The 19,364-nt window shown below is 67.8% G+C and carries 15 protein-coding genes; 4 read left to right on the top strand and 11 right to left on the bottom strand.

What is annotated here, in order from left to right; genetic code table 11:
- Window positions 1-105: 105 nt before the first annotated feature.
- From V3B64_RS12375 to V3B64_RS12365, 3 genes are all read right to left on the bottom strand, one after another.
- Window positions 106-1,755: a Na+/H+ antiporter gene (locus V3B64_RS12375; RefSeq protein WP_032128751.1), complete on the bottom strand. Its 1,650-nt coding sequence runs from the start codon at window positions 1,753-1,755 to the stop codon at window positions 106-108.
- A 117-nt stretch (window positions 1,756-1,872) separates the two neighbouring features.
- Entirely contained in the window at window positions 1,873-2,661 is a 789-nt protein-coding gene (locus tag V3B64_RS12370; protein WP_329914203.1) for a class III extradiol ring-cleavage dioxygenase, read from the bottom strand.
- A 31-nt stretch (window positions 2,662-2,692) separates the two neighbouring features.
- On the bottom strand, window positions 2,693-3,103 hold the full coding sequence (locus V3B64_RS12365) for a DoxX family protein (protein ID WP_075675478.1): 411 nt from the start codon (window positions 3,101-3,103) through the stop codon (window positions 2,693-2,695).
- Window positions 3,104-3,199: 96 nt separating this feature from the next.
- On the opposite strand from V3B64_RS12365, the gene V3B64_RS12360 reads away from it, so the two are divergent.
- Window positions 3,200-4,081, top strand: coding sequence for a LysR family transcriptional regulator (locus V3B64_RS12360; RefSeq protein ID WP_049424802.1), 882 nt, complete (start codon window positions 3,200-3,202; stop codon window positions 4,079-4,081).
- 95 nt (window positions 4,082-4,176) lie between these two features.
- Here V3B64_RS12360 and V3B64_RS12355 read toward each other — a convergent pair whose 3' ends face one another.
- Window positions 4,177-7,239: an EAL domain-containing protein gene (locus tag V3B64_RS12355; protein WP_121504789.1), complete on the bottom strand. Its 3,063-nt coding sequence runs from the start codon at window positions 7,237-7,239 to the stop codon at window positions 4,177-4,179.
- Between the two features lie 176 nt (window positions 7,240-7,415).
- Between V3B64_RS12355 and V3B64_RS12350 the strand changes: the two genes are divergently transcribed.
- Window positions 7,416-9,527, top strand: a complete 2,112-nt coding sequence (locus V3B64_RS12350; RefSeq protein ID WP_329914202.1) for a M13 family metallopeptidase — start codon at window positions 7,416-7,418, stop codon at window positions 9,525-9,527.
- Window positions 9,528-9,659: 132 nt separating this feature from the next.
- Here V3B64_RS12350 and V3B64_RS12345 read toward each other — a convergent pair whose 3' ends face one another.
- A complete protein-coding gene (locus V3B64_RS12345; RefSeq protein WP_329914201.1) occupies window positions 9,660-10,832 on the bottom strand; it encodes an MFS transporter in 1,173 nt (390 codons plus the stop codon).
- Window positions 10,829-12,043: an MFS transporter gene (locus tag V3B64_RS12340; protein WP_329914200.1), complete on the bottom strand. Its 1,215-nt coding sequence runs from the start codon at window positions 12,041-12,043 to the stop codon at window positions 10,829-10,831. The genes V3B64_RS12345 and V3B64_RS12340 overlap by 4 nt, the downstream gene beginning before the upstream one ends.
- A gap of 133 nt (window positions 12,044-12,176) precedes the next feature.
- On the opposite strand from V3B64_RS12340, the gene V3B64_RS12335 reads away from it, so the two are divergent.
- On the top strand, window positions 12,177-12,764 hold the full coding sequence (locus tag V3B64_RS12335; protein WP_329914199.1) for a TetR family transcriptional regulator: 588 nt from the start codon (window positions 12,177-12,179) through the stop codon (window positions 12,762-12,764).
- Between the two features lie 228 nt (window positions 12,765-12,992).
- Here V3B64_RS12335 and V3B64_RS12330 read toward each other — a convergent pair whose 3' ends face one another.
- Complete coding sequence (locus V3B64_RS12330) at window positions 12,993-13,922, bottom strand: oxygenase MpaB family protein (protein WP_121504785.1); 930 nt, start codon at window positions 13,920-13,922, stop codon at window positions 12,993-12,995.
- Between the two features lie 309 nt (window positions 13,923-14,231).
- On the opposite strand from V3B64_RS12330, the gene V3B64_RS12325 reads away from it, so the two are divergent.
- Complete coding sequence (locus V3B64_RS12325; protein WP_004153965.1) at window positions 14,232-14,846, top strand: hypothetical protein; 615 nt, start codon at window positions 14,232-14,234, stop codon at window positions 14,844-14,846.
- A 39-nt stretch (window positions 14,847-14,885) separates the two neighbouring features.
- Here V3B64_RS12325 and V3B64_RS12320 read toward each other — a convergent pair whose 3' ends face one another.
- From V3B64_RS12320 to V3B64_RS12305, 4 genes are all read right to left on the bottom strand, one after another.
- A complete protein-coding gene (locus tag V3B64_RS12320; RefSeq protein ID WP_032128762.1) occupies window positions 14,886-15,230 on the bottom strand; it encodes a hypothetical protein in 345 nt (114 codons plus the stop codon).
- An 18-nt stretch (window positions 15,231-15,248) separates the two neighbouring features.
- Window positions 15,249-16,019: a LytTR family DNA-binding domain-containing protein gene (locus tag V3B64_RS12315; RefSeq protein ID WP_329914198.1), complete on the bottom strand. Its 771-nt coding sequence runs from the start codon at window positions 16,017-16,019 to the stop codon at window positions 15,249-15,251.
- Complete coding sequence (locus tag V3B64_RS12310; RefSeq protein WP_049398329.1) at window positions 16,009-17,268, bottom strand: histidine kinase; 1,260 nt, start codon at window positions 17,266-17,268, stop codon at window positions 16,009-16,011. The genes V3B64_RS12315 and V3B64_RS12310 overlap by 11 nt, the downstream gene beginning before the upstream one ends.
- A 212-nt stretch (window positions 17,269-17,480) precedes the next feature.
- Entirely contained in the window at window positions 17,481-19,130 is a 1,650-nt protein-coding gene (locus V3B64_RS12305; protein WP_329914197.1) for a M28 family metallopeptidase, read from the bottom strand.
- Between the last annotated feature and the right edge of the window lie 234 nt (window positions 19,131-19,364).

The following is a 19,364-nucleotide window of genomic DNA, read 5'->3' as shown; positions in this document are numbered from 1 at the left end:
ATACCCGGCTTGTGTAGCGGCGCCCCCGGCCCGCGTGCTTCCCGTCCCGGGTTCATGACGCCTGGGGCAAGAGCAGTCGAGCATGGCTCGACTCTACATTCGGCGTCACTCGCGCTTGCGCGATTCCAGCAGGTCCAGGTTGCGGATCAGGCGCCGTGAGATCTCGTCAGAGATCACCCCGCGCCGGGTCAGCCGGAACAGCTCCTCGCGCTCGGCATTGAGGCCGGCGCTGCGCAGCTGGCGGTAACCCAGTTCCATGCGCCGCACCTTCTCCGGGTCCACGTCGGGCCCGTCGCTGTCCTTCTCCAGGTGGCGCTGGTACAGCAGGCTGACCCGCGAGGCGGCATCGTTGTACAGCTGCACGTTCTCGGTGTTCTGGTTCATCACCATCTGCTGGCGCATGCGCTCGACCCCGGCCAGCGCCGCCTTCGACGACAGCCGGCGCGCCAGGTCCTCTTCCTTGCGCTCACCCGAATCGGACGGCAGCTGCAGGCCTTTCAACAGCCGCGGCAGCGCGATGCTGGCGCCCAGCAGCGAGAACAGGATCACCGACGCGGCCAGGAAGATCACCAGGTCACGCGCCGGGAATGCACTGCCGTCGGGCAGGAACAGCGGCAGGGTCAACACGCCGGCCAGGGTGATCGCACCGCGCACGCCGGCCACCGAGGTCGCCACCACGATGCGCCAGTTCGGCGCCTCGCCCCGCTCCAGGCCGCGACGACGCGCGCGCAGCAGGTTCCAGCGCAGCGACAGCCACACCCACAGCAGGCGCAGCACGACCAGTGCCAGATTGATCACCACCACATACACCAGCAGCCACCACGCACTCTGGTGGCCGGTCTCGTTCATGGTGGTGGTGGCGCGTTCGACAATGCCCGGCAGCTGCTCGCCCAGCAGCACGAACATGATGCCGTTGAAGCTGAACTGCAGCATGTTCCAGACCCCGGCGCGCTGCACGCGCATGCTGCCGGAGACGCGTCCGGTCAGCTCGACATAGCTCATCGCGATACCGGCGGCGACCGCGGCGAGGATGCCTGAGGCATGGATCTCTTCGGCCAGCAGGTAGGCCGCGAATGGAATCAGCAGGTTGACCAGCATCGCCGCGCCCGGCTCTTCGCCGAAGCGACGCCACAGCCAGCGCTGGAAGGTGGACACACCCAGCGTCACTGCCACGCCCACAGCAAGGCCGGCCACCGCCACCCACACGAAGGTCAGCGAGGCGGTGGCCAGCGAGAAGGTGCCGGTCATCACTGCCGCCACCGCGAAGCGGAAGCAGACCAGGCCCGAGGCATCGTTCAGCAGCGACTCGCCCTCAAGGATGTGCATCAGGCGCTTGGGAATCGGCGCCTTGGAGGCGATCGCCCCGACCGCCACCGGGTCGGTCGGCGACACGATGGCCGCCAGCGCGAAGCACACCGCCAGCGGCATCACTGGAATCAGCCAGTGGATGAGGAAGCCGGCGCCGATGACGGTGAACACCACCAGGCCGAACGCCAACTCGAGGATCGCGCCCTTGTCGCGGAACAGGCCCTGTTTGGGAATACGCCAGCCATCCAGGAACAGCAGCGGCGGCAGGAACAGCAGGAAGAACACCTCCGGCTCCAGCGCGTGGCCGCGGTTGAACACGCCGGCGATGACCGCACCCAGGCCGATCTGCACCAGCGGCAGCGGCAACGAGAACGGCAGGACACGAACCAGGTAGCCGCTGGCGACAACGGCCACCAGCATCGCCAGGACGACTTCAATGGTATGCATGCTTCTTCCAGGAAGCGGCGCGCGGGGAGGCTCGCAAGCCAGCGCCGGAAACCCGGAAAAAACTACCACATGCGGCCATGACCGCGACGGCCGGGGCCGCCGCGCGTCAGCCCCGGCTCATGCCCCGTCGAAGCGGTACAGATCCATGGCGAGGAAGCCAGCATCGATACCGGCGTCGATGCGGCGTGCACCGAAGCCGCCGTCGCCGGCCGCGCCCATCGCGAAAAACAACGGCAGCAGGTGCTCGTCGGTCGGGTGCGCACGTTCGGCGAATGGCGCCTGCCTGCGGTAATCCAACAGGGCCTGGCGGTCATTGGCGGCCAGGCGCTGCTCCACCCACTCGATGAAGGGCCGCACGTACGGCGCTTCCTTGCCGTCCTGGTAGTCCCCCCAGTCGTGCAGGTTGTGGGTGATGCTACCCGAGCCGACCAGCAGCACGCCCTGATCGCGCAGCGGCGCCAGCGCGCGGCCCAGCGCGAACTGGTGCTCGGGGCCGAGCATCGGCTGGATCGACAGCGGCACCACCGGGATGTCGGCCTGCGGGCGCAGCAGCCGCAGCGGCACCCAGGCACCGTGGTCGAGGCCACGCTGCGGGTCGAGTGCCACCGGCAGGCCAGCGGCGGCGATGCGGCCGGCCACCTCTTCGGCCAGCGCCGGATCGCCCGGCGCCGGGTACTGCAGTTCAAACAGCGCGCGCGGGAAGCCGCCGAAGTCATGGATGGTCGGTGGCTGCGGATGCGCGCCGACCAGCGGCTGCCGGCCCAGCCAGTGCGCCGAGGCCATCACGATGGCGCGCGGTGTCGGCAGGTCGCGCGCCAGCTCGGCCAGGCGCACGCCAACCTGGCCCGGATGCAGGGCGGTCATCGGCGAACCATGCGAGATGTACAGCGAAGGCAGGCGGGACATGAAATTCTCCAGTTGCAGGATCAGGCGGCGATCAGCGCGAACGCAGGGTCCACTTGCCATCGCCGACCAGGAACAGCACTACCAGCGCCAGTGCCCAGAACGCCGGGTATTCCCAGCCGCCGCCGGCATTGGCGAAACCGAAGCCGTTGGCGCCGTGCACGGTGACGATGGTGCCCAGCAGCAGCGGCACACCGACAAGGCCCACCCAGCGTGCGTAGATGCCCAGCAGGAGCGCGACGGTGATCACCAGCTCGACGCCGATGGTGAGGTAGCCGAGCACGCCGGGCAGGCCCAGCGACTCGAAGAACGCCGCCGTGCCGGCCGGGGTGAATACCAGCAGCTTGGTCAGCGCATGGACCAGGAACAGCACGCCCAGGGCCAGGCGCAGCAGGGTGGCGCCGTACGGGGCCAGCGGCGAAACAGGAGCGGTCGTGGTGTGCATGGGGAAACACCTTGAAGGGAGTGGGCACAGGTTATTGCGCCTTCGTGGACCAATAAATACGATGGATTGACCGTATTTATTTCAAAAGGCGCAACAATGGACACCCTCGAGGCGATGCGCGTGTTCGTGGCGGTGGTCGAGCGCAACGGCTTCAGTGCCGCCGCCCAGGCCCTGGATATGTCCACTGCCGGCGTCACCCGCCAGGTCGCCGCGCTGGAAAAGCGCCTGTCCACCCGCCTGCTCCACCGCACCACGCGCCGGGTCAGCCCGACCAGTGCCGGTGCCGCCTACTACGCCCAGTGCGTGCGCCTGCTGGCCGAGTTCGACGCGCTGGAGGCCAGCATCGGCGCGCAGGCGCTGGAGCCCTCCGGCACGCTGCGCATCAACGCACCGGTCAGCTGGGGCATCGCCCGCCTCGGCCCGCTGCTGGCCAGCTACCGCGAACGCTTCCCGCAGGTGGAACTGGACCTGGCCCTGTCCGACCGGCTGGTGGACATGGTCGAGGAAGGCTACGACGTCGCCATTCGCATCACCCGCGAGCCAGGGCCGACGTTGATCGCGCGACGTCTGGGCGAATCGCGGGTGAGCCTGTGCGCCGCGCCGGCCTACTTGGCCGCACGCGGTACGCCACAGACGCCGCAGGAGCTGCAAGCACACGCCTGCCTGAGCTACAGCTACTGGGCCGCCGGCGACCATTGGCCGCTGCAGGGGCCGGGCGGCGAAGTGAAGGTGGCGGTGAGCAGCCTGCTGCACGCCAACAACGGCGACGTGCTGCGCGAAGCAGCAATCGCCGGCATGGGCGTGATCCTGCAGCCCGATTTCCTGCTGGAAGACGCGCTGGCCGATGGCCGCCTGGTGCGCATCCTGCCCGAATGGGAGGCCTCGCCGATCGGCATCTTCGCGGTCTATACCAGCCGCAGCCATCTGGCACCGAAGGTGCGCAGTTTCATCGACCATCTGGTGGAGGCCGGGGTGTAGCCGAATCTGGCGCTTGCCGGTAGTGCCGGCCGCTGGCCGGCAATCAGACACATCCCGGTCCTGGGCGAATGCCGGCCAGCGGCCGGCACTACCACTTAGGCGGCAACCTCATCCAGCGCCTCGATGATCCGTTCCAGCGGCGCCGGCCGCCCGAGCAGGTAACCCTGCACCTGGTCGCAGCCGTGCGCAGCCAGCCAGTCCAACTGCCCCGGCGTTTCCACGCCCTCGGCGATGATGGTCAGGCCCATGCTGTGGCCCAGCGACAGCAGCGCGCGGCAGATCGAGGCATTGCGTGGGTTGGTTTCCACGTCGGCGACGAAGCTGCGGTCGATCTTCAGGATGTCCAGTGGCAGGTGCTGCAGGTAGGACATGCTGGAATAGCCGGTACCGAAGTCATCCAGCGACACGCTGATGCCCTGCTCGTGCAGGCGCTGCATGGTCTGCATCGCCTGCGCCGGCTTGCGCATCAGGCTGCTCTCGGTCAGCTCCACGTGCAGCGCGCCGCGGGCCAGGCCGAACTCCTGCTGCGCGCGGGTGAACTCGGCCACCAGGTCGCTGTTGAAGAACTGCACCGCCGATACATTGACCGCGATCGGCAGCTCGCCCCAACCGGCCTCGACCAGCCGGCGCTGCGCCTTCGCCGCCGCACGGATCACCCAGCGGCCCAGCGCCAGGATCAGCCCGGTGTCCTCACACAGCTGGATGAACTCGTTGGGCGGGATGAAGCTGCCATCGGCCTGCGGCCAGCGCAGCAGAGCCTCCAGCGCGGCCGGGCTGCCATCGCTGGCGTGCCGGATCGGCTGGAAATACAGCTGGAACTCGTTGTCGATGGCGGCGTGGATGCGTCCGGCCAGGCGCAGGCGGTCGGCCAACCGCGTGGTCACCGCCGCGTCGAACCAGACCACCACATTGCCTTCGGCGCGCGCGGCATGCGCGGCCTGTGCGGCCATGCCGATCACCTGCTCGGCGCTGTGGCCGTCGCCGGCAATGTGCACGGCCACGCCGATGCGCGGCTCGAACTGGTGCAGCGAATCCTTGCCGCGCATCGGCGCCGACACGATCTGCAGCAGGTCGTCCAGCACGCGCTGGGTATCGTGCTCGGCACCGATGGCGAACACGAAGTCCTCCGCCGGCTGGAATGCCAGCGTGCCGCAGCGCGCGCCCAGGCCACCGAGCCGGGTCGCCATCGACTGCAGCACCGCATCGCCGATCTCGCGGCCCAGCGTGTCGGCCACCAGCTGCAGTCCGCGCAACTGCACGAACGCAATGGTGTAGCCCGCATCGTGCTCGTCCAGCTGTTCGGTCAGCGCGCGCACGTTGAGCAGGCCGGTGGCCGGGTTGTGCCGCGCCTGGTAGGCCAGGTCGCGCTCGTAGGCCAGCCGTTCGCTCACATCCTCGGCCAGCACCAGGCAGGCGGGCTGGCCATCGAAATCGAGCCTGGACAGGTGTGCGCGCACTTCGAACACACTGCCGTCCTTGCGCCGGTGCAGGCGCACGGTGGCATCCTGCAGCTCGCCGACACGGGCCTTGGCGATCGCACCCTTCACCTCGTCCCAGCCTTCGCGCGGGCGGATGTCGAGGATGCTCATCGCCAGGAATTCCTCGCGGCTGTAGCCGTACTGGCGCACGGCGGCATCGTTGACCTCGATGAAGCGCAGCGTATCCGGATCGAACACCCAGAACGGCGCTGGATTGCGGTCGAACAACAGGCGGAAGCGGCGTTCCACTTCGCTCATCTGCTCGCGGGCCTGGTAGCGTTCGCTCAGGTCGGTCAGCGCACCGATCATGCGGCGCTCGCTGTCGGCCACCTCCACCCGCTGCCCGCGTGCACCCACCCAGCGCACTGCGCCTCCGGGCAGCACCAGGCGGAACACCTGGTCGAGCACCGCGCCACCGGCGAAGGCCTGGTCGAAGGCCTGCTGCAGGCGCGCTGCATCATCACGATGCACGCGCGCGAAGAAATCGGCCACCGGCAGCGCATCGGTCTGCACGCCGAAGATCTCACGCGCCAGCGGTGACCAGCGCAACAGTGCGGCATCCTCGTCCACGTACCAGGTGCAGACGCGCCCGACCTGGTGGGCCAGGCGCAGCTCGGCATGCCCGGTCTTCAGTTCCTCCGCCATCGACTGCTGGCGGCGGGTGCTGCGGCGCACCGCGTACAGCAGGACCAGCAGCACCCCGACGTAGGCCAGCACGATCGCTACTGACGCCTGCAGGTAGGGCCACCATGGCGCCAGCACGTCCTCATCGGCCAACCCGACCTGCACCGCCAGCGGGCTGCGCTCCAGCGTGCTGATGGTGATGATGCGCTGCACACCATCGACCGCGCCCGGCAGGCTGCCCAGCTCGACCACGGCCTGCTTGCCGAGCAGGTCGCGATGCGGGAGATCGTAGCGTCGGCCGACCGTGCCGTGCGGGTCCGGTACGCGGGCCAGCATGTAGCCTTCCGCATCGCTGATCGAAACCAGCCCGTTCGGGCCAACATCGAGGCCGCCGATGATGCGCTGCAGTTCGCCGCAGCGCAGCCGCGCCAGCAACCAGCGGTCACCGGCCATCGGCAGCGCCAGCGGCACCACCCAGCCACCGTCGCTGGCGCGCAGCGGCGGGCCGATGTACAGCGAACTGCCCAGGCCGCGGCGCTGCGGATCGGTCCACAGCGGCAGGTTCAGGTCACCTTTGCCGGCCGTCAGGGCGCGGCCATAGCTGTCCAGCACCACGATGCTGTGCAGCTCGGCATGCCGGCGCAGCACGCCGCCGATGGAGGCATCAAGCAGCGCCGGCGCCTGCGCGGGCACGCTGCGGAACACTTCAACGGCATCGGCGGCGATGCCGGACATCGCCCGCTCCAGGTTGCGCAGCTCCAGCGCCAGCAGGCGCTCGCTGCCCACCGCCAGTGCACGGCTCTGGCGCTGTGCGGCCTCCAGCCGGCGGTGATGGTCGTTGGCCAGCATGGTGGTCAACCCGGCCACCAGCAGAATGCCCAGCAATACCCCGCCCCAGGTAATGGCGCGCAGCGGCCGGGCCAACGCCCGTTTCAGCGCGGGCATCGGTTGGTCTTCCTTGTGCAGTCGGCTGGCTTCATGCGCGAACGAATCCTCCACATCCCCGACCTCAACGGCCGGCGGACGCCATTCTTGACGCCTGACCCGCCCCCGCATGGCCACCTCCCCGTGTCCGCGCAGGGCTCCTGAGGCCAGCATGCACCACACCGGTGACGGCGTGAAGATCGCTTCCGCGCGTTCAGCCAGATCCCGCACAGGGCGGGCGGCACTACGGGAGGGCCAGCCGGGGCGGAGCGGATTAGACTTGGGGTTTTCCGCTGCAAGAGAAGTCCATGTCCAAGCTGCGCCGTCCCACCCTGGCACTGGCCATCGTTGCCAGCCTGTCCCTGGCCGCCTGCGACCGCCCGGCCGATCCGGCTGCCGGCACCGCCGCGCCGGCCGATGCCGCACCTGCGGCCGCCAAGCCGATGCTGGGCAGCTTCGGCTTCGATGCCAGCGGCATGGACCGCAGCATCAACGCCGGCGATGATTTCTTCGGCTTCGCCAACGGCACCTGGGTGAAGAACACCGAGATCCCGGCCGACCGCTCGCGCTTCGGCAGCTTCAACGTCATCGCCGAGAAGACCCTGGCCGACACCCGCGCCATTCTCGAAGGCGCCGCCGGCAACACCCAGGCCAGCGGTGACGACAAGCTGATCGGCGACTACTACGCCGCCTACATGGACGAAGCCGGCATCGAGCAGCACGGCATCGCGCCGGTGCAGCCGCAGCTGAAGGCCATCGATGCGATCGCCGACAAGGCCGGGTTGGCCCGAGCCCTCGGCGGCGAGATGCGCGCCGACGTCGACCTGCTCAATGCGACCAACTTCTACACCGACCGCCTGTTCGGCCTGTGGGTGTCGGTGGACCTGCTGCAGCCGGACCGCAACGCGCCCTACCTGGTGCAGGGCGGCCTGGGCATGCCCGACCGTGACTTCTACCTGGGCGGCGGCCGCATGGCCGAGCTGCGCAAGCAGTACCAGGCCTACATCGCACAGATGCTGCAGCTGGCCGGTGTCGCCGATCCGGCGGGCAAGGCGCAGCGCATCCTCGCGCTGGAGACGAAGATCGCGCAGGCGCACGCCACCCAGGAAGAAACCAATGATGTGACCAAGGGTGCCAATCCCTGGACCCAGGCCGACTTCAATGCCAAGGCGCCGGGCATGGACTGGAACGCCTTCCTCGACGCGGCTGCGCTGGGCAAGCAGCAGGACTTCATCGTCTGGCAACCCAAGGCGGTGGCCGGCCTGTCCAAGCTGGTCGCCACCGAGCCGCTGGATGTCTGGAAGGATTACCTGGCCTTCCACGCGCTGGACCGCGCCGCTGCCTACCTGCCGAAGAAATTCGCCGATGCCCGCTTCGCCTTCCACGGCACCACGCTGAGCGGCACGCCGCAGCAGAGCGACCGCTGGAAGCGTGCAGTGGACGACGCCAACCATGCCATCGGCGAAGCGATCGGCAAGCGTTACGTCGAGAAGCACTTCGACGCCAAGACCAAGGAACGCGCGGACGAGATGGCGAAGAACATCATCGCCGCCTTCGCCAAGCGCATCGACGCGCTCGCGTGGATGTCGCCGCAGACCAAGGCCAGCGCCAAGGCCAAGGTGGCCGGGCTGACCGTGGGCATGGGTTACCCGGAAAAGTGGCGTGATTACACCGGCCTGGAGATCCGCCGTGATGACGCGCTGGGCAATGCGCAGCGCGCCGAACTGTTCGAGTACCAGCGCAACATCGCCAAGCTGGGCAAGGCGGTCGACCACAGCGAGTGGGCGATGCTGCCGCAGACCATCAACGCGATGAACGTGCCGCTGGAGAACCGCCTGGTGTTCCCGGCCGCGATCCTGCAGCCGCCGTTCTTCGACGGTGCTGCCGACGACGCGGTGAACTACGGCGCCATCGGCGCAGTGATCGGCCATGAGATCAGCCACGGCTTCGACAACGCCGGTGCGCTGTTCGACGAGACCGGCAAGCTGCACAACTGGTGGACCGCTGAAGACCTGAAGCAGTTCAACGCCGCTGGTGATGCGCTGGCCGCACAGTTCAGCAGCTACGAGCCGTTCCCGGGCGTGCATGTGAACGGCAAGCTGACCCTGGGCGAGAACATCGCCGACGTGGCTGGCCTGGGTACCGCCTACGATGCCTACCAGCTGTCGCTGCAGGGCAAGCCGGGCCAGACCCTGGAAGGCTTCACCCCCGACCAGCGCTTCTTCCTCGGCTTCGCCCAGGCGTGGCGCAGCAAGAGCCGCGAGCAGGCGCTGCGCAACTCGCTGCTGACCGATGTGCATGCACCGGGCCAGTTCCGCGCACTCACCGTGCGCAACATCGACGCCTGGTACCCGGCGTTCGAAGTGAAGGAAGGCCAGAAGCTGTACCTGGCCCCGGACAAGCGGGTCAAGGTGTGGTGATGTAACCGGAACGGGCGCCAAAAGGCGCCCGTTTCATTTCCTGGTAGCTGCCAACCCTGGTTGGCAAATGCCCCGCTCTGGTGGGTGCCAACCTTGGTTGGCACGGGGCAGGAATCCACGCATGGCGTGGATCTACCTGCGGGTGGTGGCAACCATCAGCAGAGCGCTCGCAGCCAACACCGCAGCAGCCCAAAGCGTGGCGTACGGCCCGACACCATCCAGCAGCCGTCCACCGCCCCACGCGCCAAGCGCGATGCCGATATTGAACACGCCTACATACAGGGCGGTGGCGATCTCCACGGCCTGCGGCACCGCTTTCATCATCCAGCTCATCAGGCCCACCGATACGCCGCCATAGGCCAGGCCCCATAGCAGCAGCACCGCAATGCCACCGCTCGGCGTGCCACCCAGCCACAGCAACAGCAGCGGCGTCAGCAGCAGGCCCGATGCGATCGCCAGCAACGTACCGCGCGGATGGCGTGCTGCCAGCGGCCCGGCGATGAAGTTGCCGGCGATGCCGGCCAGGCCGTAGGCAAACAGCAGTGCACCGATCCAGGACGCCTCCACGCCCGAGACGGACGTCAGCAGCGGCCGCACGTAGGTGAAGGCGATGAAGTGCCCGGACACCAGCAGCACGGTCAGCCACAGGCCACGCCGCAGGTCACGCTGGCCAAGCTGCTGCACGAACTGCCGCAGCCGCACCGATGTACTTACAGGTAACGCAGGAACCACCCGCAGATGCAGCAGCATCACCGCCGCACTGAACAACGCCATCGCTGCAAAGGCGCTGCGCCAACCCAATGCATCCCCGATCAGCGCGCCCAACGGAACACCCAGCACCGACGCTGCGGCCACGCCGCCGAAGATGATCGAGGTAGCCAGGCCGATGCGGTCAACCGGCACCAGGCGCGCAGCCAGACCGCCGGCGATGGCCCAGATGCCGCCCATGCAGAACCCCACCAGCACCCGTGCGGCCAACAGCCAGCCGATGCCCGGTGCCAGCGCCGAGGCGAGGTTGGCGACCAGCAGGAGCGCAAGCAGCGCGCACAGGATGCGACGGCGATCAATGCCACCGGCTGCGATCACCACCAGCGGTGCGAACACTGCCGCCAGCAGGGCCGGCAGCGAGATCATCAGGCCGGCGGTGCCGGTGGACGCGCCGAGATCTTCGGCGATCGGGGTCAGCAGGCCGACCGGCAGCATTTCGGTGGTGACCACCGAGAACGTGGCGAGGCCGACGGCGGAAACCGACCACCATGGATGACGAGGCACAGTCGCGGCGTGCGCAGGCGATGAAGCGCTCACGGGACGATTCCTTCAGGGGATGTGGTCGAGGCAGACGGGCGCAGTGCACGTTGCGCGAGCACGGCGAACAGCAGCACGCCACCGCCTGCCACCAGCGCAACAGCAAAACCGCTGCGCACGCCCCCCGCATCGACACCCTGCCCGGACAGTGCCGCGCCCAGCGCCACGCCGATGTTCAATCCGGCCAGCAACCAGGTCATGCCTTCGGTCAGGCGCGATTCGGGCACGTACTGTTCGACCAGCGACATCGCAACGATCATCGTCGGCGCGAAGAACACCCCGGCCAGCAGCACGGCAACGGCCAGGGCAGGCAGGCTGCCGACCCACAGCAGCGGTAGCGTGGCCAATGCAGTGGCCGCTGCTCCGGTCAGCAACAGGCGCGGCAACGGGATCTGCAGCTTCAGCGCACCAAACAGCAGGCCCGCCGTGCAGCTGCCCAGCGCATAGGCCGACAGCACCCAACTGGCAGCCAGTGGCTGCCCGCGCTGTTCGGCGAAGGCCACGCTGGTGATGTCGACGGTACCGACAATCACACCCATCGCCAGCATCAGCAACGCCAGCAGGCGGATCTCCGCTTGCCGCAGCAGCGAGCGCGAGGGTGTTGCGCCTTCGCAGCGCTGCAGCGGTGGTTCGGTACCGCGTTGCAGAACCAGTGCGGTCACCCCGAGCACCAGCAGCAGGGCGGCGGCCAGCACGCCGGCCTGCGGCCATACCGCCACCGACAACCCGACGGACAACGGTGGCCCGGCGATGAAGGTCACCTCGTCGAACACGGTCTCCAGCGAATACGCGGTCTGCAGCTGCGGGCGCCCGCGATGGATCGCGGTCCAGCGCGCGCGCACCATCGCCGACACGCTGGGCATGCAACCGGCCAGCATCGCCGCAATGAACAGCGTCCAGTCCGGCGCGGCCAGCAGCGTGCACGCAAGCAGCAACAGCAACCCGGCCGCACTGGCCGCGGTGGCCCACGGCAGCACCCTGCCCTGCCCGCGCCGGTCGACCCAGCGCGATACCTGCGGCGACAGCAACGCGTAGGTCAGCACGAAGGTGGCCGACACCGCACCGGCCAGTGCATAGCTGCCGCGCAGCTGGGACAGCAGGGTGATGATGCCGATACCGGTCATCGGTAGAGGAAGGCGTGCCAGCAGCCCGGCCAGGGCGAGGCCGGCGGTGCCGGGGGCCGCGAACAGGTCGCGATAGGGGGTGGCCATCAGGTTCTCCAGGGCAGTGACTTGCCTGGCGCACCGGGCGCCACGACAATACATACAGAGCGTATGAATAAGAGGCTACATTCATACGTACCGTATGTAAATAATCATGCACTGTGTATGTAAGGAGCTCCGGATGGTTCGTCGCACCCGCGCCGAGATGGAAGAAACCCGCGCCACCCTGCTGGCCACCGCCCGTCGGGTGTTCAGCGCGCATGGCTATGCCGCCACCTCGATGGACGACCTGACCGCCCAGGCCGGGCTGACCCGCGGCGCGCTGTACCACCACTTCGGCGACAAGAAGGGTCTGCTGGCGGCTGTCGTCGCCCAGCTCGATGCCGAGACCGACCTGCGTCTGCAGGCGATCAGCGATGGCGCGGATGATGCCTGGGACGGCTTCGTGCAGCGTTGCCGCGCCTATCTGGAGATGGCACTGGAGCCGGAGATCCAGCGCATCGTGCTGCGCGATGCGCGCGCGGTACTGGGTGGCGCCTCACCGGAATCGCAGCGGCACTGCGTGAACTCGATGCAGCGCCTGATCGAGCAGCTGATCACCCAGGGTGCGGTGGCGCCGGTGGATGCGCAGGCGCTGGCGTCGCTGATCTACGGCAGCCTGGCCGAGGCCGCGTTCTGGATCGCCGAGGGCGAGGATGGCGACGCGCGCCTGCAGCAGGCGACGGCGGCGCTGGAGATGCTGTTGCGTGGGTTGAAGTCGGCCGGATGAAGCCCATCCACGCATGGCGTGGATCTACTGCGGAATCCGCTCTGGTAGAGGCCACCCCTGGTTGGCGCTTCTGCGGCACCGCGCGAAATGCGTGCCGACCAAGGTCGGCAGCTACCAGAACCATGGTGTCAGTAGATCCACCTACTGCGGAATCCGCTCTGGTAGAGGCCAACCTTGGTTGGCGCTTCTGCGGCACCGCGCGAAATGCGTGCCGACCAAGGTCGGCAGCTACCGGAGCAGTTCGGGCCACCCGCGCAACACCGCCACCGGCACGCCCATGCGCGTGCAGGCGCGGCTGGCCAGGCCATCGGGCAGCGCGCGGCGGAACAGCGGCGCCATGCCCTGCATCAGCTTCGCCGACGCTGCAGCTTGTGCGCGCTGGCGCGCATTGCGTTCCAGCATGCCCTCGGCCCAATCCGGCAGCAGCGCCGCACCGGCGCCGAGGAACACTTCGCGCGACAGGCCCGGCACCGGTACCGGCAAGCGCACGCCGGACAACACCTCCAGCACTTCGCGCGAGCGTTCGTCGACGCGCAGTTCCGGCTGCCGCGCGCAGAAGTACGCGGCCACTTCCGCTTCACTGCGCGGCACATCCACCGCACCCAGTGCCTCGGCCACGCAGCGGTACTCGTCGTAGTAGCGATCGGCGATGTGCGCCGGCACCTCGCGCCCGTAGCGGCGGAAGCCTTGCAGGAAACCGAAGGCTTCGGTCACATGCACCCAGGTCAGCAGTTGCGGATCATCGGCAGCATAGGTCTCGCCCTGTGCGGTCTGGCCGCGGATCTGCGCATGGATGCGGCGTACCTTGGCCACCAGCGCCTCCACCTCGCCGCGGGGCGCATAGCTGGTGCCGGCAACGAAGGCGGTGGTGCGGCGCAGGCGGCCCACCAGGTCCTGCCGGAAGTTGGAATGGTCGTAGACCCCGGCCAGTGCGCGCGGGTGCAGGGTCTGCAGCATCAGTGCGCACAGGCCACCGGCCAGCATCGACGGGAATTCCGCATGCAGCCGCCAGGTGACGCTGTCCGGGCCGAACCAGCCCGGGTCTCCCAGCGGGTGGTCGTAATCGATGCCGCTCTGGCCACGCGGGAAGGCCTCCAGTACCCAGCGCCGGATAGGCGCGGTGACGGGGCGGGAAAGTCGCTGCAGCAGAGCCGGCATCACAGGTCCAGGAAAGGCGGAAGAGCGGCCGCAGGTTGCGCGGTCGGCCCCGATTCTGGGCGATCACGACGCCGACGGCGAGTCTCCGCGCTCAGCCACGGTTTCATGTGCAGCCGCAGCACGTTTCACCCTGCGACATCCTGTCGCAGGCTGCGACCATGATGTTGCGATGCAACAACATTCACCCATTCAGACAAAACCCTTACGCCGCTAGGCATTGCGCCCATTGCACGGCTCGCTGGAAGTGCTAGAACTGAACCCGCCACACCGTCCAACGCTGATCGACGCACGTTCCACAAGGAGCCAGCCATGATTGCTTTGTTCAAGGGTTTGGGACTACTGCTTCGCGACAACGAGCTCTACAGCAGCCCGTTCGAAAAACAGGTCGCGCACTGGCGCAGCCTCAGCGAGCAGCAGATCCGCGATGAAGTGGCTGTGCTGGCCCAGGCCAAGTGCCAATGGCTGATCGCCTCGATCGTCGGCTGGCAGGCGGCCTCGCTGCTGATCCTCGGGCTGATCACCAACTACCTGTGGCGCGACGATTACCACATCACCTTCACCCGCGTGGTCGTGGTGTTCGGCTCATGGATCTCGATCCTGTTCGTGATCTGGTTCATGGCCAACATGTTCGACCGCACCGCCGGTTTCGAGCGCTGGATGAAGGCCTTCAACAGCCGTGCCCGCATCAGCTCCAAGGCCGACAGTGTCGAACACGTGGCCGAGGCGCTGGACCTGGCCGAGCACTATCCGGAAGTGCTGGACTACAAGCAGGCGGTCACCGCCCGGCGCGAACTGCGCCATGAGGACATCCGCATCATGACCGAGATCGGGCGCATGAAGCAGCACTCCGAACTGGTCGGCCGCCTGAACCATGTGGGTGAGAACGAGCACCACCACGACCTGACACTGCAACCTGCCTACTGACCCTTCAGGGAAGCGGGGGGACCCACAATGCCACCGTGATCACTCACGGTGGCATTGTTCTATCGGGTCCTGGCTGACGCATTGGTGGAAGCCCCTGGGCAGGTCACGCATCGCCTCGGTCTTTCCCACCGCCACCGCGAACCGACGCAACGGCGGCGTGGCACACGCGGCCCCGCTGCTGCATGCAGGGTCCAGCACCACGTAGTGGCAGTGGCCACTGCTGCTGGCGATGCACTGGAACCGCGCCTCGCCATCGACCACGGTGCGTTTGCTGTACAGCGTGTCCACGCCGTTGGCATTGGTACGGGTGATCGAGGTTTCGCTGGACTTCTCGCAGCCGGCCAATGACAGCGCAGCAACGCAGGCAAACAGGAACAGGCGCATGGTGCCTCCAGGGTGCGGCTACATGCCGCGGAACAGGCTCATGAAGGGTTGGCTGACCACCAGCGTCTCCGTACGCCCACGCAGGCGCAGCACCCCGCGCCCGGTATCGTCGCGGCTGACCGCTGCCACCGCCTTCATGTTGACGATGGTCGAGCGATGGATCTGGCGGAAGTGCTGCGGATCGAGCACTTCCAGCAGCTCGCGCAACGGTGTGCGCAGCAGGCTCTCACCGGCCACGGTCATCACGGTGGTGTACTTGTTGTCAGCACGGAAGTAGGCCACGTCTTCCAGCATGATCAGCTGCGTCTCGCGGCCGTTGCTGGCGGTGATCCAGGCCAAGGGCGGGCGCTCTGCCGCCCTCTGCGACGGCCCCAGGCGCTGAAGCAGGCGTTCGAGTACGGCATCGTCCTGGCGCGTTGATGGCAGCCGCGACAGGATGCGTTCGCGCGTGGCCAGCAGGCGCTCATCGCTGACCGGCTTCAGCAGGTAGTCCATCGCACCCTGCTCGAACGCGTCGATGGCGTACTGGTCGTAGGCGGTAACGAACACCACCTGGGTGCGCGGGCTCAGTTCGGACAGCGAACGGGCCACTTCAATGCCACTGATGCCGGGCATGCGGATATCGAGGAAGGCGATGTCCGGCTGTTTCTCGGCCAGCTGTTCCAGCGCACTGGCGCCATCCTCGCACTCGGCCACCAGCTTCAGGTCCGGCCACAACCGGCCCAGCTGCTCGACCAGCGACTGCCGCAGCAGTTCCTCGTCTTCGGCAATGAGCGCCTCAAGCGGCATGGCTGCGCTCCTTGCTCGACTGCGGCAGGGTCATGGTCGCGGCCACGCCGCTGGGGAAGTTGGCGACGATCGCCACGCCGGCCTGTTCGCCGCAGGTCAGGCGCAGGCGCTCGCGCAGGTTCTTCAGGCCGATGCCGGTACCGCTGGTGCCCTGGCCGAAGCCGAGGCCATCGTCGGCCACCGTCACCGTTACATGGTCATCGAAGCCACGCGCCAGGATCCAGATCGTGCCACCGCCGGGCTTCGGTTCCAGGCCATGCTTGATCGCGTTCTCCACCAGCGTCTGCAACGCCATCGCCGGCAGCTGCACGCCGTGCAGTTCGTTCGGTACCTGCACCTCCACCCCCAGCCGTGCGCCCATGCGGATACGCAGGATCTCCAGGTAGGCACGGGTGCGCTCCAGCTCCACGCCCAGCGTGGACAGCGATTCGTCCACCTGTGGCAACGAGCTGCGCAGGTACTGGATCAGGTGGCCCAGCATCTGGTCGGCACGTGCCGGGTCGGTGCGGGTCAGCACCTGCGCGTTGGCCAGCGTGTTGTAGAGGAAGTGCGGTTCCACCTGCGCGTGCAGCAGGTTCAACCGGGCCACCGACAGCTCCTTTTCCACCTGGGTCTGCTCGGCCGCGGCCTGCTCGTCGCGACGCTGGTCGGCAACACGGCGGCTGATCGCGCGGGTGACCGCTTCGGCGTTCTCGAAGTTGCTGCCCTCATCCAGTGCCAGCAGGTCGGCCCACCAGCCGGCATCCGGCTCAAACAACAGGGTGACGGTACTGGTGCCCTGCCCCGGCGTGACCGTCGCCAGCACGCTGTTGCGCTTGATCGCCAGCCGTGCCGGCAGGTTCCAGCGCGATGGCTGGCGGCCGTTCCAGGCATCCACGCGGCGCACGTAGGCCCGCACCTGCAGGCTGCCGGCCGAACTTTCCACGTCTTCAACGCGCGGCAGTTCAGCGATGGCCGCTTCCACCACCGAGAATGCCTGGCCGGCATCCATCGGCAGTTCCACCTGGCGGCGCTGGCGGCCGGAGAGCGTGGTCGAATCCAGCCGGCCGGCGACCAGCCAGACGCGGCGTACATGGGTAATCGCGCTGCCCAGCGCGGAAATCATCAGGAACATCACCAGCAGCCCGAACACCCAGCCAGGGCCGTCGTTCATGCCGCTGAAAATGCCGCTCCAGACCATGCCGGCGACGAACAGCGCCGCAGCCCAGGCCAGCAGGTGACGAAGCAGGAGAGAGAGGCTGGCGAACACGGCGGCGCCTTGGAGGAAGGGGGTGAGCCGAGCATAGGGCGGCCCGCCGGGCAAACAAGCGGGTTGCGACGAAGGGCCGGAAAGCGGGGATGGAAGCCATTCTGGTAGAGCCGGCCGCTGGCCGGCTCCCCATGACCTCCACAAGCATCACAAGGTTGCCGGCCAGCGGCCGGCACTACCCGGGAGGCGCCGGGCGAAGCCGGCGCATTCCCTTACTTGCGCTGGTCGGCGCTGGCGTCACGCACGGCGCGGAACGATTCGTCCTTGCTCCAGTTCGGCCAGCTGCGCGAGTTGGCCAGCTGGTTGCCCAGCGTGTACAGCACTTCCAGGTCGCGGGCGGCACCGGCGAACACCCAGTCCGGCTGCCACTCGTCGCCCTGCTGGTGGTAGCGCTTGGCGGTGTAGTCCTCGGAGGCCTTCTTGCCTGCGGCCACGCCACCGTCCACCCAGTCCTGGCCGGCCGACCAGGACAGTGCCGGCACGCCACGCTTGGCGAACGGGAAGTGATCGGAGCGGAAGAACAGGCCCGCTTCCGGCTTCGGGTCCGGCGTGTAGCGGATATCCCAGCCCTTGGCCACGTCCTTCAGCTGGTCCAGCAGCTCGAAGCGCGCGGCACCGTAGATGCCGAAATCACGCGACGGCCCGAACGGCGCCATGCCATCCATGTTGATCACCGCCACGGTCTTTTCCAGCGGATACAGCGGATGGGTGGCGTAGTACTCCGAACCCAGCAGGCCCTTTTCCTCGGCGGTGACCGCCAGGAACAGCAGCGAACGCTGCGGGCGCTTGGCCTTGGCGAAGCCACGGGCCAGTTCGATCAGCGATGCGGTGCCACTGGCGTTGTCCAGAGCGCCATTGAAGATCCGGTCGCCACGTGCGTCGGGCTCGCCCACGCCGATGTGGTCCCAGTGCGCGCTGTAGACGATGGTCTCGTCCGGGTGGCTGCTGCCTTCCAGGCGCGCGGCCACGTTGTGCGAGGTGATCACTTCGGTCTTCACCGCGTACTTCGCGTCCAGGCTGGCGCCGGTCAGCGGCACCGGGGTGAAGTCGCGCTGCTGCGCCTTCTTCTTCAGCGCCTCGAAGTCCTGCCCGGCCGAGCGGAACAGCTCCACGGCCAGGTCGCGCTGGATCCAGCCTTCCAGCAGCGGGTGGCTGTCGGCCGGGTTGTCGCGCACCACATCGAACATGGTGTTGGTGTTGGAACCGGCCACGGTGGCCCAGCCGTACGACGCCGGTGCGGTCTCGTGCACGATCAGCACGCCCAGCGCCCCCTGGCGGGCGCCTTCTTCGTACTTGTAGGTCCAACGGCCGTAGTAGGTCATGCCCTTGCCGTCGAAATCACCCTGGCCGGTCTCGAAGTCCGGGTCGTTGATCAGCACGACGGCGATCTTGCCCTTCAGGTCCACGCCCTTGAAGTCGTCCCAGTTGCGCTCCGGGGCCTTCACGCCGTAGCCGAGGAACACCAGCGGGGCCTTGCTGATGTCGACGTTGCTGGCGCCGTTCATGGCAGCGCGCACGGCGATCTGCTTGCCCTGTTCCAGCGCAACGGTCTTGCCGCCCTGGTGCAGCGCCAGCTGCGGTGCGCCGACGATGTCGCCCTTGCGCAGCGGCACGGCCTGGGTCCACAGGCGCTTGCCATCCTTGAGGTCACCGCCCGGCTGCAGGCCGGCGTCGGCGAACTGCTTGCTGAGGAAGGCGATGGTCTTCTCTTCGCCGACGGTGGCCGGGGAGCGGCCTTCGTAGGCGTCGGAGGCCAGTTCCTTGACGTCGGCGGAGATCCGCGCGCCATCGAATTTCGGGGTAGCCGCCATCAGTGCGCTCGACACCGACAGGGCCAGCACGCCCAGCACTACTCGTTTCATTGCTCTCTCCAGCAGGGAAATCCTTCTGGAGTGTAAGGGGTTCGGCAGGGCTGCGCCCTGCACCTGCGGTAGTGCCGGCCGCTGGCCGGCAACCTCGAAGGCAACAGCCGGAGCAACAGCAACAGCGGCATTCCGTGGGATGGCGGGGTGGGTCCGGTTGCGGGGGACGCCGTGAATCCGTCCCTGGAGGCTTGGGCGCGCCATCCATGGCGCTTACACCCCCGCAACCGGACC

The organism is Stenotrophomonas sp. SMYL86, assembly GCF_036320025.1.
Lineage (GTDB): Bacteria > Pseudomonadota > Gammaproteobacteria > Xanthomonadales > Xanthomonadaceae > Stenotrophomonas > Stenotrophomonas maltophilia_A.
Note: the sequence above shows the minus strand (reverse complement) of the source record. Positions and strands in the feature narration are given on the sequence as shown.

Coding starts and splice junctions, on each gene's coding strand:
- V3B64_RS12375 (WP_032128751.1), bottom strand. CDS start 1,755: ATGCATACCATTGAAGTCGTCCTGGCGATGCTGGTGGCCGTTGTCGCC.
- V3B64_RS12370 (WP_329914203.1), bottom strand. CDS start 2,661: ATGTCCCGCCTGCCTTCGCTGTACATCTCGCATGGTTCGCCGATGACC.
- V3B64_RS12325 (WP_004153965.1), top strand. CDS start 14,232: ATGATTGCTTTGTTCAAGGGTTTGGGACTACTGCTTCGCGACAACGAG.
- V3B64_RS12315 (WP_329914198.1), bottom strand. CDS start 16,019: ATGCCGCTTGAGGCGCTCATTGCCGAAGACGAGGAACTGCTGCGGCAG.
- V3B64_RS12340 (WP_329914200.1), bottom strand. CDS start 12,043: ATGGCCACCCCCTATCGCGACCTGTTCGCGGCCCCCGGCACCGCCGGC.
- V3B64_RS12335 (WP_329914199.1), top strand. CDS start 12,177: ATGGTTCGTCGCACCCGCGCCGAGATGGAAGAAACCCGCGCCACCCTG.
- V3B64_RS12355 (WP_121504789.1), bottom strand. CDS start 7,239: ATGCGGGGGCGGGTCAGGCGTCAAGAATGGCGTCCGCCGGCCGTTGAG.
- V3B64_RS12360 (WP_049424802.1), top strand. CDS start 3,200: ATGGACACCCTCGAGGCGATGCGCGTGTTCGTGGCGGTGGTCGAGCGC.
- V3B64_RS12320 (WP_032128762.1), bottom strand. CDS start 15,230: ATGCGCCTGTTCCTGTTTGCCTGCGTTGCTGCGCTGTCATTGGCCGGC.
- V3B64_RS12365 (WP_075675478.1), bottom strand. CDS start 3,103: ATGCACACCACGACCGCTCCTGTTTCGCCGCTGGCCCCGTACGGCGCC.
- V3B64_RS12350 (WP_329914202.1), top strand. CDS start 7,416: ATGTCCAAGCTGCGCCGTCCCACCCTGGCACTGGCCATCGTTGCCAGC.
- V3B64_RS12330 (WP_121504785.1), bottom strand. CDS start 13,922: ATGCCGGCTCTGCTGCAGCGACTTTCCCGCCCCGTCACCGCGCCTATC.
- V3B64_RS12305 (WP_329914197.1), bottom strand. CDS start 19,130: ATGAAACGAGTAGTGCTGGGCGTGCTGGCCCTGTCGGTGTCGAGCGCA.